Origin of the sequence: Veillonella nakazawae (genome assembly GCF_013393365.1) — a bacterium.
GTDB classification, from domain to species: Bacteria; Bacillota; Negativicutes; order Veillonellales; family Veillonellaceae; genus Veillonella; species Veillonella nakazawae.
The window spans coordinates 1,860,599-1,873,194 of sequence record NZ_AP022321.1 but is presented as its reverse complement, the minus strand read 5'-3'; the positions used below and the strand labels follow the sequence as shown (position 1 = coordinate 1,873,194).

Below are 12,596 nucleotides of genomic sequence, written 5' to 3'. Positions count from 1 at the left end.
TTTTCTGTACGAGCGTTAACACTGTATTTGATTAGCTTAACTTAGCTTTGGCTTAACTTTAGTTAGCGCACTGTTCCTCGTATGACTTAGAAATTCTAATCGTTTATAGTGTGACGTAAGATGAGCATTGCAACTTTTATAATCTATAATACGCAACCTTACAAGCTGAGCTACATCAATTTGGAATGCTTGAGCGATTTTAAATAAAATTTCTAAAGACATGCCGGATATGCCTGTGCCACACTCTAGCTTACTCAGATAACTGCGACTAATCCCAACGTGGCGTGCTAGCTCGTGTTGGGACATATTTAGAGATATGCGAATGTTGGCAATTTTATGACCTAAACACACATATTGATGTTGTAAAAATGGGTCTTCGTAGGTATTTATTCGCAGCTCAGTTAACGGTGTTGTTGCAGGTTTCATAGGGATTCCTTTCTTTTCCCTGCTCTCTAAATATAGTATACTGAGACTGTTGGTCGTTGACTAATATAGAAAACTAGATATTTATCGGTTATTTCAGATAATTACACGGATTGTGAAAATCGTAGGATACTACTGTAAGTATAGGAGGCAATATGGAAAAATACATTGCAGTTGCCATTGGTGGCGCAGTTGGTGCGTTGTGTCGCATGGCTCTTGGCGAATGGGTTATGACAAAGGTGAGTTCCTTTCCATATGGAACGGTTGTAGTAAACCTCATTGGTTGCCTTATTATTGGCCTTGTACTAGGTCTATATATGCAAAAGCCAGATTTATCGCAGTTGGCGAGGTTCTTCCTCGTTGTTGGTGGACTTGGTGCATTTACAACATTTTCTACCTTTGCCTTTGAAATGTTACAACTCATGATGGCTGAGTCTTATGTACAAGCTTTATTCTATGGCTCTGTACAAGTTGTAGGGGGCTTAATCCTTTGCTGGATTGGTGTGCTACTTGCGCGTATACTCGGTGCAATCTGATCTTACTGAATAAGGTGACTTGAGTTACAGCATAAATACATCTATTTTTATATGATTATTTGGTAAGATACATAGAATTGTTAGAACATACATTATATAGAGTTCAGAATTTAAAGTTTGAAGAAAATTTTGAGTATAATACATTACATAGAATTCTAGATTATAAAGGGAGATATTATGAAATCCATTAGAACACAAGATGCCGTAGGGCATGCATTAATACATGATTTAGTACGCATTGTCATAGGAGAGGTGAAAGATACGCCATTCCGTCGTGGCCATGTTATTACGGAAGAGGATATTCCGAAATTACTAGACCTTGGTAAAGAGCATATCTTTGTGATGGAACCTGAGGATGAAGGATTCTTGCACGAAGAGGACGTGGCACGTGCTTTGTACAATATGGCAGGTGGCGAAAATATGCACGCTGGACCTATGGCGCAAGGTAAAATCGAAGCTATTGCGGACGTAGACGGTCTCTTTAAAGTTGATGTGGATCGCTTACATGCTATTAATAGTATTGGCGAGCTTACTATTGTAACGAGATTTAATAATACACCGGTGAAAGTAGGCGATAAATTAGCGGGCATGCGTTGTATTCCATTGTTATTAGAGGAACAACAAGTGGAGGATGCAAAGAAAATTGCTAATGGCAAGCCTTTACTTAATGTAAAACCATTCGTACGCAAAACAATGGGCATTGTTACTACAGGTTCCGAAGTATTTGAAGGCCGCATTAAAGATGCTTTCACCCCAATCATTGAGGAACGTTGTGCAGAGTTTGGTGTAAATAAAGTAGCCCATGAAATCGTAACGGATAATACAGACGATATTGTGGCGGCCATCGACAAGGTAAAAGCAGCTGGTGCTGACATTATTTTTTGTACCGGCGGCATGAGCGTTGACCCTGACGATTTAACACCAGGGGCCATTAAACGTTATGCAGATCGCGTAGTGACATACGGATTACCTGTATTGCCAGGTTCTATGGTTTGTATTGCGTACTGTGCAGATGGTACACCGATTCTTGGCGTTCCGGGTGGCGTATTATTTAGCAAACCAACGGCATTTGATGAAATTTTGCCACGCCTCGTAGCAAATGATGAAATTACTAAAGAAGACTGCATTCGCATGGGGCATGGTGGATTCTTGGGATAATCCTTTTATGGAACATCTAAAAATTGTATAAGTCCATACAAAAAGCTGGTAGATATCTACCAGCTTAATTTGTTAATGCCATTATATTATTAAAATGATTTTTTCCCTAGTGTAGGATGGCTACAACGTTTTAATGTAAGGGTGTCAATCATGTGGACTGCTTCGTCCAACGTAATGTCCTCACGCTTTGTCGGTGTTTCGAGGACAGCCAAAGGATGGTCAGTGCCTACCTCACCAGAGGGCAAGTAAATATATTCTTGGTTGATAGTATCACCAAAGATATATCCCGCTTGTAAATGTTCTTTATGAATGCGACTCATGGTCTCTCCTTACATAATTTCTTTCAGTCTAAAGTCTAGGTAATCTGCAGACACTAGCTCTAATTTAGTAGAACCAAATTCCTTTGGAATGCGCTTAAAGGATATTTGATCGTGTAAATGACCAAAGATACAAGTATCTACATTGTATGTCTCCATGAGTGCTGTAAAGCCTGAAGGAGTGTTGGACTCATTGAGCGGAGGATAGTGCAACAATAACAATTTTGTTACTGGTGTGTTGTGTATGTCTATTATTAATGGCTCTGTCATTTCAGAACCTGTTGTATCCTCTTTAGTTTTAGCTGTGATTTCTTCTATCAGTGATTTCACAGCTGCATCCATTTCTTGCAGCGCTGCTTCGGTACGCATCAGTTCTCTATCGTAAATGGATTGGTCTGTTTCTGGTATGAAATGGGAGTCTCCAGGGCAGAGGTAGGCGCGTGTTCCACCAAAGGCAATAATGCGAGGGCCTTCTTCTGTTTGAATAAGCTGTGCGGTACCATGACCTTGCAAGAAGGTGATAGCATCGCCCATGAGATTTCTCATCTTGTTAGCGGAGGCCCACCAGTAGTCGTGATTGCCTCGAATCATATATTTCTTACCCGGCATGGATGCAATTTCTTGTAAGTCGCAAGCCGCTTCATCTAGGCGAAGAGCCCAACTCATGTCACCTACGAGAAAGACTATATCTTCATCTGTTACATGGTCGATCCAATTTTCTTTGATGCGGCTCCAGTGGTTATCCCAATGGGGACCAAAAATATCCATCGGCTTCGTCGGAGGATTGCCAGATAGATGGAGATCGCCGATGGCAAATACTTTCATAAACATCCTTTCAAATATATCAAAATTATTTAGATACAATATGTATAAGTAAAACTATTTTGAAGCGTGGAAGTACGGCGCAATGTCTTGAATGATTTTTGCAGCTCGTTCTTCGTCGCAAGTTTGAGGAATTTTGTAACCCACGTAAAGTGGTGTTGTGACATAACGGGCTACTACCTTGATGTAGTCGTAGCCGTTCTCAAGATTATATACAAAATAGTTATAGGACTGGCTGTAATTGGCGATGCTGCGCAATACATAACGCAATACCTGTTGTAAACGCAATGCAACGGAGCGAACCGGGGCATCTGGCTTGAAGCGAATATTGTACTCAAAGAAGCCAATGATAGGCTGCGTGGACAAGGTGATGCGCACATCTTGATCTTCATGCAAGAGCCAGCCTTCCATATTTTGAGCTGTAATATCTTCGTGGTAATCGTAATCTTCAAGGCCTATGATTTGGCTGTGAGGATGACGAATGGAACCGCCAGACATGTATCCGTGATTTTTGAAGAACAGTACAGATTTGAACTCTTTCCGATCTCGTGTTTCACGCCATTTATCTAGGCCGAATTGGAGAATACGGGCTGCTTCATCAGCAGGCAAGGTGGAAAATTCGCCTTCGTCCGTTTCCGTTTCAATAATAACCGTCGGCCATGTTTTATCTAGTACAGGATATTTGTTCATGAGCCAAATGATATGACCTGAAGTATCTAGGATATCCGTTAATTTTGAACGATCACAGAAGGGGCAGCGCACTTCTTCGTTCCGAATATTAACAGGCTTTGTGCGCCCTAGTGCGATGTTAAATCGTAGTGGTTTATTCATCATGTGCCTCCTTCCGTATAAGAAAATCTATACTCTTAATCATACCATAATTAGCCCATTCGTACATGAAATAATGGTATAATAATAGGGTATTATTTTAACGATTGAGGAGGCCTTATGAAACCGACGACGCTCGTATTTCCTATTGATGAACAAAATCGCATATTGCTAGGTCGTAAGAAACGTGGTTTCGGGGCTGATAAATATAATGGATTTGGTGGTAAACTCGAGGCTGGTGAAAGCTTCCGAGACTGTGCTATCCGTGAGTTGTTTGAGGAATCTGGCCTTCATGGTCGCTCGGAAGATTTAGAATGTGTGGCTGCTTTTGATTTTCAATTTCCCTTTGATGAAAGTTTAACACATGTTGGTTATGTGTATTTTTTGCGTACTTTCACAGGCAATGTAGAGGAAACCGACGAGATGGAGCCTCATTGGCTAACGGTCGATGAAATTCCCTATGAGCACATGTGGGATGGTGACCGCCAATGGTTGCCAATGCTGCTAGAAGGCAAGAAGTTAAAAGGGCCTATCGTATTTGGCCGAGACAACAGTACGGTAGATAAGATGGAATTGACCACTGTGGATACCGTTCTTGAAAGCGAACACTTGGCGCGCATTGATCTGTATATTAATGGATAATCTGTACCTTATTGGGTGCAACATATATGCAATAGGCTTGTAATATGCCTATAGTCATGAAAGTGGTACTGGAGTCCTAAGTTTATAATATTTTGAGGTAATATGACTGATAAAAAGAACCCTAAGTGGGTGCCACAGCTGTTGGCGTGGTATGATGTGCATAAACGGGAATTGCCGTGGCGCGATTGTGGAGACCCTTATAAGATTTGGGTGTCCGAGGTGATGAGCCAGCAGACGCGCATTGAGGCGATGAAGCCCTATTATGACAATTGGATGCGTTTATTTCCAACCTTGGAGGACCTAGCAAAGGCCTCTGAGGATGAGGTGGTTCACGCTTGGCAGGGGCTTGGTTACTATAGCCGTGCTCGTAACTTGCGCCTTGGTGTAAAGGACGTCGTGGAAAACTACGGTGGTATTGTGCCCCGTGACCGCAAGACGATGGAGTCCTTGAAGGGCGTAGGATCTTATACAGCTGGAGCTGTGCTATCCATGGCGTACAACGAACCAGAGGTAGCTGTAGACGGCAATGTACTGCGCATTTACGCTCGTTTATATCGCATCTTTGATGATATTTTGAGCACTAAAGGTAAGAAGGCTATAACTGCTATTGTAGAGGAAACATTACCTCACGATCGGCCTGGTGATTTTAACCAAGCCTTAATGGATTTTGGCTCTGCCGTGTGCATTCCAAAAACTCCGCGCTGTGGAGAATGCCCTATTGTAAACATGTGCGAAGCATACCAACATAAGGATACGGACAAATTACCTGTGCGTATCAAGAAAACGAAGGTTGTAGAGGTGCCTCTATTTGTAGGCATCTTGCAATACGAAGACTATTATCTATTGCATAAACGCCCGAATCGTGGGTTGTTACGGTCCATGTGGGAATTCCCTTCGGTGGAAATGGTATCTGCCTTTGACGAAGGTGAACGAGGCCTTGAAGAATTAGTTAGGGACCTAGGTTTTGAACTAGCTTTACAACCTGTCTTAGTAAAAGAAATAACACATATTTTCTCTCATAGAAAATGGTTTATGAAAGCATTCCGCGGCGATTTGACGTACGCAGGAGATGCTAAAAATATAACAATCGGAGTCATCCAAAAGCAATTGCCAAAGGACTGGATGCTCATCAAGCGCGACGAGTTCGCCGATTATGCTTGGGCAGGTCCTCATGGTAAATTGACGGAGATGGCAAAATAATTTGTAGGAGCAATGAATGAGAATTCTATTTAATATCATTTTTTCTGCTATCCTTGTAATAGGATTGGTAGGATTTTGGGCGCTTTTCCTCAATTTGTGGAAGCCTAAAAAGAAATGGCCTGCTTGGGTGGGTTATATAATTATTATCGGTGCGTGGTTCGCTGCCATCCGATACTATATACTCAATCAAGTGGATCTATACGGAACGATGTATTATCCGTTGATGAATCTATTCCGTACTGAAAGTTACGGTTTTCTCTTTGGCCTATTCTTGGCTATTCCTGTATTCATCGTCCTAGGTTTACTATACTGGGCGGTTAATAAAATTTGGAGCAAAACGCCAGAGGAAAATAGAACAGGCCGTCGCGCCTTCTTTAGAACGGCAGCCACAGTGGTGCCATTAGCAACCATAGGCGGTTCTAGCTATGCAGCCTATGTAGGTCAACATGAGATTGAGGTTACTCATGAAAGCTTCGGTTATACGAACTTACCGCCTGGGTTAAAGGATTATAAAATCGTTCAACTCAGCGATATTCATGTAGGCCCAAGCATCGACTTAGATGACCTTGATGAAATTTTAAAGCTCGCCCTTGTAGAAAAGCCTAATCGTGTTGTTATCACTGGTGATTTAATCGATAAACTGGCTTGGTTGCCACAGGTTTGTGAAAGACTGACAACCTTTGCAAAACAAATTCCAGACGGCGTCGATTTTATATTAGGTAATCATGAGTACCATCACGATGTGAATAAGGTGCTAGACGAACTGAAACATAATACACCGATGAACATCCTTGTGAATAGCAATATTCAAATTATGGGTGGTAAGCAACCTGTATATATTGCTGGTGTTGCGTACGACAATGATCGGGAAAAAGAAAAGCGTGAAGCTATGATTGATAAGGCTTTATCTGGTATTCCAGACTATGCCTTTGTTATCCTATTAGCGCATCACCCTGAATTCTTTGAAGAAGCCATTGAACGTAAAATTCCATTGACCCTCTCTGGTCACACTCACGGTGGTCAAATCGTCTTTATGGGCATGCCGTTAGTACCAACAGGTACACCATATACAAAAGGTCGATACGTAGAAGAACAAAGCGTGTGCTACGTTAATAACGGTACAGGCCACTGGTTCCCAATCCGTATCAACTGCCCACGAGAAATTACAGTCATTACATTCTTTGATGGCGTGGCTTAGATCATAAGCTATGCTCTTTATAGGGATACAATCATGTATAGTAAATCCTTTATCCATAAATTTCTTATATGTACCATTCTACTTGCGCTATTTGATATCTCTCTACTCTACGATATGACAACGGATATATATAAGGGATATCTCAAAATAGCAGTATTAGTGGCAGTTGGATGCCATTTAGATCTATACCTGGAACTAAGTAAACAAGAAGAACTGATAATACAGGCATTCAAGAATGATACATTTAACGAGACCTATGAACTGTTAACTATGAAAGATATGATTTTCATCCTATCTTTGATCCTGTTAATGACTATAAGCCTTATGAACTATTAGAAAACCATAGGGAACAAACTAAAAGAGGTGTTGTATATGAAAATACAATACCTCTTTTTATTATATGAACTTATATAAAAATTATGATATATTAGAGTTAAAATTTTAATTGTGTTGATTAATAGAGCAGAGTTAATTTGTAGGTGTAGATTAATGTATAGTAAATTTTTTATCTACAGAGTTATTATATGTGCTATTCCAATTATTCTTATGGATATAGCTCTTATTAGCGCAATGATAACTGGTGGATACGAAGGAAATCTAAAAGCAGCAATACTAGCGGGGATAGTATTGCACATAGTTTTATATATGTTAAGTCGTAAACAAGTAAACTTATTAATACAAGCATTTAAGCAAAATGGGTTTAAAGAGATTAATAATCTATTCAATATGACATATGTTTTTCTAATCGTATTTTTTATGATATTAATAGCTATAAAAGTTATGAGATATTAGAGCTAAAGTTTTAAGGTTGGTGTGAGAATATGTTTTTAAAAATCTATAATTATTTTGTGCGAGGCTTAGTACTTTTTTTACTTATATGTATTCCATATAGTCTTGTCACAAACCCAGAGTTGATTGAAGATGAAGTAGACTTTTATTTCTTTGTTATCGCATATGTCATAATACTTTTGTTCTATGTGGTATGGAACTATATTTATAACTACTTAAGACGTAAAAGAGGTTAGCATTTGTGCATATACATTTACCATTAGTTTTAGAGGCCATCCTTTTTTCGTGGATTGCTTTATATTGGCTTATTTATAAAATCTTATTAAGGAAAAAGCTTTCACCATTATTAGTATCTTTAATTGCTAATTCTGATTATGGTTTTATGAAAGTTTTTTCCTGGTCGGCAATTATTACATACCCGTTTATGCTGTTTAGCATGTTTTATTTCTTAGATTACATCGCTGTGCCAATTGTATTGGTGTGGTTCTTGCAGCCTGTTTTTGTGTTAGCTGTATTATTAAAACAGCCACCTCATAGTCGCTATTATGAATGGGCTAGAAAAAAACAGATGTATGTAGTTCTTTTTATGTTTGCTTACATAATGTCTGCGCTAATTTTGTTAAAAGTTAATAAGCTAATATAAGATTAAAGATAGAAAGCCCCGATATGAAAACGTATCGGGGCTTTTCCGTTCATTTGAGGTATGAGAGGATGTTACAGATATGTCATAAAGATAAGAGAGATTTTATTTCATGCGAACTGCTTCAGCAAATTCGTCTTCGGTCATGAGTTTTTCTTCTAAGATGATTTCTTTAATAGAGCAACCGCGTTTGTACGCTTCTTTTACAACCTTAGCACTCTTATCGTAGCCGATGTATGGTGTTAGAGATGTAGCGATCATGAGGGATTGTTCTACAAAGAAGTTGAGTTTTTCAGGTACGAATTCGACACCGTCGATGCAGTGTGTTGTGAAAGAATTCATTGCATCTGCGAGGAGGCGACAGCTTTCAACAAAATCATAAATCATGATAGGCATGTATACGTTCAATTGGAATGCACCGCTGCCTGCACAGAGTGTCATAGTCGTATTGTGACCGAATACTTGAGCGCATACCATGGTCAAGGCTTCACATTGTGTAGGGTTGACCTTGCCTGGCATGATGGAGGAGCCCGGTTCGTTTTCAGGTAGATGCCATTCGCCGTAACCGCAACGAGGGCCAGAACCTAAGAAGCGAACATCGTTAGCGATTTTGAATAGTGTCGTAGCCAATGTGTTAAGTGCACCGTGAGCCATCATGAACGCATCTTTAAGAGCGAGTCCTTGGAATTTATTGTTCTTCACGCGGAATGGAGCACCTGTTACCTCTGGCAATACAGTTTCCATAACGTCTAGATAGCCTTTAGGCGTGTTTACACCTGTGCCGACCGCAGTGCCGCCAAGGGCTACGTCGAGTAGGTAGTCAGCATTTTGAAGGAGCATAGTTTTTGCAGTTTTTAAGCCGTCCACAAAGGCGCTGATTTCTTGGTCCACCATGATGAAAGTCGCGTCTTGCAGATGAGTACGACCAACTTTTTGTAAGCCTTTTCCTTTTTCTTGCAATTTCTCGAAAGATTCGATAAGACCGTCCAATGCAGGGATTACGCGTTTTGTAATTTCAAAGTATGCGCAGATATGCATTGCCGTAGGGAATGTATCGTTTGTACTTTGGCCGCGGTTTACATCGTCGTTAGGATGAAGCGGATTGCTTTCATCTAACTGTTTAGCCCGGTGAGCGATTACCTCGTTCACATTCATATTAGTTTGTGTGCCAGAACCTGTTTGGAATACTGTTAATGGGAATTCATCATTCCATTTGCCTTCCACGATTTCATCTACTACTTGAGCGATGAGTTTCGCTTTTTCCTCAGTTACTGCGCCACACTTAGCATTAGTTAAAGCACATGCTTTTTTGACAAGCGCAAGCGCTTTGATTTGTTCAATAGGGATGCGGTGGTCACCGATCTTAAAGTTATTGAACGAGCGTTGCGTTTGAGGTCCGTAAATTCGTCTAGCGTCGACTTCGACTGGTCCCATTGAATCATATTCAGTTCTTGTTTCCATAATGTTTACAACCTCCTTAAAAGACATGCCGACCTTATCGTCGGTACTTTAATTATATAAAATCCTGTATATTTGTACAGAATGAAAGATAATGATTTCTATTTTCATATAGAAGAGAGTTGTATATGCGATTTGTGCATATACAGCTTTTTTCTTCTCCCCATATATATGCGATGATTTATATTAATTTGTATACATGTTTCATATAAGGTTGATTTGAGAGGGGAAAGGCGATAGTCCAAAAATGACTTAGTGGCCCCGCGTAGCGGGGTAAATGGCTTTGGAGGCTTTTGTAGGGTTACCACGCTTAGTACAGTTTTTAGAGGAAAGAATAGACATTTCAAAGTATTTGTTAGAGGATCTAAATTTTAGAATCTTTTACATGTATACATTATAAATATCGCATATATATTGAAATCATCGCTTTAACACGTTAAAATGGAAGTAGCTTATTATATTGTTTTAAGCTCTAGTTTCACAGAGGAGGTAAGTACTTATGAAACATGACTTTATGAGCCATGACCTTCATCTGCCGGAACTGACACTACGTGGGATGCTACTTGGTGCATTGATTACTGTAATTTTTACAGCATCTAACGTATATCTCGGTTTGAAGGTTGGTTTGACATTCTCGTCATCCATTCCGGCAGCCATTATTTCAATGGCAATTTTACGTTTCTTCAAGGATTCTAACGTTCTTGAAAACAACATGGTACAAACACAGGCTTCCGCAGCTGGTACTTTGTCCGCAATTATCTTTATCTTGCCAGGTCTACTTATGCTTGGCTATTGGAATGGTTTCCCATTCTGGCAAACATTCTTGCTCTGCGCATGCGGTGGTTCTCTTGGCGTGTTATTCACCATTCCATTGCGTCGTGCCATGGTAGTAAATAGTGATCTACCATATCCAGAAGGCCGTGCAGCAGCAGAAATCTTGAAGGTTGGTTCTCACAATGGTGGCCAAGGCCCTCAATCTAGCTCCGGTATGGGCGATATCGTATCCGGTGGTTTGGTAGCTGGTCTTATCAGTCTTTGTGCGAACGGCTTCAAAGTTCTTGGGGACAGCATGAGCTTCTGGCTTCCTGTAGGTAGCAAAGGTATTACGCAAATTCCATTGGGCTTCTCTACAGCGTTGTTAGGTGCTGGTTACCTTATCGGTATCGCTTCTGGTATCGCTATCCTAGTTGGTGTACTCATCGCGTGGGCTGGCTTCGTACCTTATTTCACTAATATCTTTGCTCCAGATGGCGGTGCTACTGCTAAGTTTGCAATGGCTGTTTGGAAGTCTAAAGTTCGTTTCATCGGTGCGGGTGCTATCGGTATCGCAGCGATTTGGACTTTGATTACATTGATCAAACCTATCATCGAAGGTATGAAAATTTCTGTTAAATCCATGAACAGCAGTTCTAGTGAACGCGAATTGCATCGTATGGATACAGATATGAGTACAAAATCCGTTTTAGGCGTGTTCGCAGTTATTCTTATTGGTTTAGTATTCACATTCTGGGAATTCGTTTCTGCAGTACCTATTAGCGCAGGCTTAATGTGGACACTTGTTATCGTAGGTGTTCTCGTAGCATTGCTAATCGGCTTCTTCGTAGCTGCTGCATGTGGTTACATGGCAGGTCTTATCGGTACATCTGCATCTCCAATCTCTGGTATTGGTATCTTGGCGACTATTATTTCTTCCTTAGTGGTGTACTTCATCGCTTCTGAAAATAACTTGTTCGCTACAGAAGCAGGCGTACAATTCGCTACAGCTATGGCTATCTTCATGACATCCGTAGTTATCGCCATTGCATCTATTTCTAACGATAACTTGCAAGACTTGAAAACAGGTCAACTCGTTGGTGCAACACCTTGGCGTCAACAAATTGCGTTGTTACTTGGTTCCGTAGCCGGTGCAGTTGCAATTGCTCCAGTTCTTAACTTGCTTTACCAAGCATACGGCTTCACAGGTGCGTTACCACGTGCTGAAATGGACCCTAATGCTGCATTATCCGCACCTCAAGCAACTTTGATGACTACAATTGCTCAAGGTATCTTCAACTCCAGCATGGAATGGGATTATATCTTGATCGGCGTTGGTGTTGGCGTTGTAGCAATTATCGTTAACTTGATTCTTAAGAGCACAACAGCTTCCTTAACATTGCCTCCATTGGCAGTTGGTATGGGTATCTACTTACCACCAACATTGGAAGTGCCTCTCATTATAGGTTCTTTCATTAGCTACTTCGTAGGCCGTTACCTAGTAGCTCGTGCTAAAATGCGTGCTGGCGAACTCGCTGAGTACGATGTTGAACAATCTAACCGCCGTGGCGTTCTCTTCGCTTCTGGTTTGATTGTTGGTGAAAGCTTGATTGGTGTAATCATAGCTGTTATTATTGTATTGTCTGTTACAACTGGTGGCGGTGAATCTCCACTTGAATTAGTAGGTCCTGATTTTGAAAGCACAGCACAATGGTTAGGATTGCTTGCATTTGCATTCTCTGGTCTCTACCTTGTTCGTCGTGTTGTAACTCACAAATTCAATAAAGAAGAAGCTTTAGCAATGAAAGCTGAGCAAGAACAACAATAAGAGG

Annotated in this window: 11 protein-coding genes; 6 read left to right on the top strand and 5 right to left on the bottom strand. The window is 40.6% G+C overall.

Going from position 1 to position 12,596, the window contains the following annotated elements; genetic code table 11:
• Positions 1 to 36 precede the first annotated feature (36 nt).
• Positions 37 to 426, bottom strand: coding sequence for a helix-turn-helix domain-containing protein (locus VEIT17_RS08665; RefSeq protein WP_060924483.1), 390 nt, complete (start codon positions 424 to 426; stop codon positions 37 to 39).
• Positions 427 to 578: 152 nt separating this feature from the next.
• Between VEIT17_RS08665 and crcB the strand changes: the two genes are divergently transcribed.
• Positions 579 to 959, top strand: coding sequence for a fluoride efflux transporter CrcB (gene crcB / locus VEIT17_RS08660; RefSeq protein WP_178885690.1), 381 nt, complete (start codon positions 579 to 581; stop codon positions 957 to 959).
• A 177-nt stretch (positions 960 to 1,136) separates the two neighbouring features.
• The gene (locus VEIT17_RS08655; protein ID WP_178885688.1) at positions 1,137 to 2,117 is read left to right on the top strand and encodes a molybdopterin-binding protein; all 981 of its coding nucleotides are present in this window, start codon (positions 1,137 to 1,139) and stop codon (positions 2,115 to 2,117) included.
• An 89-nt stretch (positions 2,118 to 2,206) separates the two neighbouring features.
• On the opposite strand, the gene VEIT17_RS08650 is transcribed toward VEIT17_RS08655, so the two are convergent.
• Genes VEIT17_RS08650 through VEIT17_RS08640 form a run of 3 tightly spaced genes read right to left on the bottom strand, consistent with a single transcriptional unit; the run spans position 2,207 to position 4,087 of the window.
• Complete coding sequence (locus VEIT17_RS08650) at positions 2,207 to 2,437, bottom strand: hypothetical protein (RefSeq protein ID WP_005385164.1); 231 nt, start codon at positions 2,435 to 2,437, stop codon at positions 2,207 to 2,209.
• A 9-nt stretch (positions 2,438 to 2,446) separates the two neighbouring features.
• Positions 2,447 to 3,259, bottom strand: a complete 813-nt coding sequence (locus VEIT17_RS08645) for a metallophosphoesterase (protein WP_178885686.1) — start codon at positions 3,257 to 3,259, stop codon at positions 2,447 to 2,449.
• 54 nt (positions 3,260 to 3,313) lie between these two features.
• Complete coding sequence (locus tag VEIT17_RS08640; RefSeq protein WP_178886044.1) at positions 3,314 to 4,087, bottom strand: DUF4931 domain-containing protein; 774 nt, start codon at positions 4,085 to 4,087, stop codon at positions 3,314 to 3,316.
• A gap of 117 nt (positions 4,088 to 4,204) precedes the next feature.
• On the opposite strand from VEIT17_RS08640, the gene VEIT17_RS08635 reads away from it, so the two are divergent.
• The 3 genes from VEIT17_RS08635 to VEIT17_RS08625 all read left to right on the top strand — a co-directional run bounded on the left by VEIT17_RS08635 (position 4,205) and on the right by VEIT17_RS08625 (position 7,124).
• The gene (locus tag VEIT17_RS08635) at positions 4,205 to 4,726 is read left to right on the top strand and encodes an 8-oxo-dGTP diphosphatase (RefSeq protein WP_178885684.1); all 522 of its coding nucleotides are present in this window, start codon (positions 4,205 to 4,207) and stop codon (positions 4,724 to 4,726) included.
• A 102-nt stretch (positions 4,727 to 4,828) separates the two neighbouring features.
• A complete protein-coding gene (gene mutY / locus VEIT17_RS08630) occupies positions 4,829 to 5,926 on the top strand; it encodes an A/G-specific adenine glycosylase (protein ID WP_178885682.1) in 1,098 nt (365 codons plus the stop codon).
• A 16-nt stretch (positions 5,927 to 5,942) separates the two neighbouring features.
• Positions 5,943 to 7,124 carry a metallophosphoesterase gene (locus VEIT17_RS08625; RefSeq protein WP_178885680.1) on the top strand — a complete coding sequence of 394 codons (1,182 nt, stop codon included), beginning with the start codon at positions 5,943 to 5,945 and terminating at the stop codon, positions 7,122 to 7,124.
• 1,534 nt (positions 7,125 to 8,658) lie between these two features.
• Here VEIT17_RS08625 and VEIT17_RS08620 read toward each other — a convergent pair.
• Positions 8,659 to 10,014, bottom strand: a complete 1,356-nt coding sequence (locus VEIT17_RS08620; protein ID WP_178885678.1) for a class II fumarate hydratase — start codon at positions 10,012 to 10,014, stop codon at positions 8,659 to 8,661.
• A gap of 496 nt (positions 10,015 to 10,510) precedes the next feature.
• Between VEIT17_RS08620 and VEIT17_RS08615 the strand changes: the two genes are divergently transcribed.
• Positions 10,511 to 12,592, top strand: coding sequence for an OPT family oligopeptide transporter (locus tag VEIT17_RS08615; protein ID WP_178885676.1), 2,082 nt, complete (start codon positions 10,511 to 10,513; stop codon positions 12,590 to 12,592).
• Positions 12,593 to 12,596 lie beyond the last annotated feature (4 nt).

Bases quoted from the DNA above. Each gene is read 5' to 3' on its own strand.
- VEIT17_RS08665 (WP_060924483.1), bottom strand. From the start codon at position 426: ATGAAACCTGCAACAACACCGTTAACTGAGCTGCGAATAAATACCTAC.
- crcB (WP_178885690.1), top strand. From the start codon at position 579: ATGGAAAAATACATTGCAGTTGCCATTGGTGGCGCAGTTGGTGCGTTG.
- VEIT17_RS08655 (WP_178885688.1), top strand. From the start codon at position 1,137: ATGAAATCCATTAGAACACAAGATGCCGTAGGGCATGCATTAATACAT.
- VEIT17_RS08650 (WP_005385164.1), bottom strand. From the start codon at position 2,437: ATGAGTCGCATTCATAAAGAACATTTACAAGCGGGATATATCTTTGGT.
- VEIT17_RS08645 (WP_178885686.1), bottom strand. From the start codon at position 3,259: ATGAAAGTATTTGCCATCGGCGATCTCCATCTATCTGGCAATCCTCCG.
- VEIT17_RS08640 (WP_178886044.1), bottom strand. From the start codon at position 4,087: ATGAATAAACCACTACGATTTAACATCGCACTAGGGCGCACAAAGCCT.
- VEIT17_RS08635 (WP_178885684.1), top strand. From the start codon at position 4,205: ATGAAACCGACGACGCTCGTATTTCCTATTGATGAACAAAATCGCATA.
- mutY (WP_178885682.1), top strand. From the start codon at position 4,829: ATGACTGATAAAAAGAACCCTAAGTGGGTGCCACAGCTGTTGGCGTGG.
- VEIT17_RS08625 (WP_178885680.1), top strand. From the start codon at position 5,943: ATGAGAATTCTATTTAATATCATTTTTTCTGCTATCCTTGTAATAGGA.
- VEIT17_RS08620 (WP_178885678.1), bottom strand. From the start codon at position 10,014: ATGGAAACAAGAACTGAATATGATTCAATGGGACCAGTCGAAGTCGAC.
- VEIT17_RS08615 (WP_178885676.1), top strand. From the start codon at position 10,511: ATGAAACATGACTTTATGAGCCATGACCTTCATCTGCCGGAACTGACA.